This window comes from Bradyrhizobium algeriense (assembly GCF_003062295.1).
Classification (GTDB): Bacteria; Pseudomonadota; Alphaproteobacteria; order Rhizobiales; family Xanthobacteraceae; genus Bradyrhizobium; species Bradyrhizobium algeriense.
Map to the genome: position 1 here is coordinate 1 of NZ_PYCN01000273.1, position 440 is coordinate 440.

Genomic DNA, 440 nt, shown 5'->3' on the forward strand with positions numbered 1-440 from the left:
AAATCGTATCCGATTAAATCGGAAGTGCTTGACATAGGATTTTCCAGGGAGTATTTCAATCGCCTTCGAATTAAGCGGATACGATATAATTCACTCACAAAGGATTTTGCTATGACTGCCAAGGTTCGTGACATGACCCTACTCATCAAGACGCTTACCGCTGTGGCCGCTGGAACTATGCTCGCTACGAGCGCCTTCGCTCAGAGCGCAAGGGAGTTCCGCGGCCCTTCACCGTTCGAGACCTCCTTTGGTGTCCCCATCCAGAACGAGCCCCCTGCCAAATTGATTATGGACCCACCGCTTCCCCAGGCGGTGGCCCAGGGCCTATTCCTGTCCCAGTACCGGGTGGAGAACGTGCGTATTGTACAGGCGTTCGGCCCGGGCGCCCTCACCGTATCCCCACGCATCGGGCATCTGCACGTCACCGTCGACGACCTGCC

Annotated in this window: 1 protein-coding gene; it reads left to right on the forward strand. The window is 56.1% G+C overall.

What is annotated here, in order from left to right; all coding sequences use genetic code 11:
• Positions 1-111: 111 nt before the first annotated feature.
• Positions 112-440, forward strand: a 329-nt coding sequence (locus tag C7G61_RS43475; protein WP_244608803.1) for a DUF6130 family protein, incomplete at its 3' end; no start/stop codon positions are given.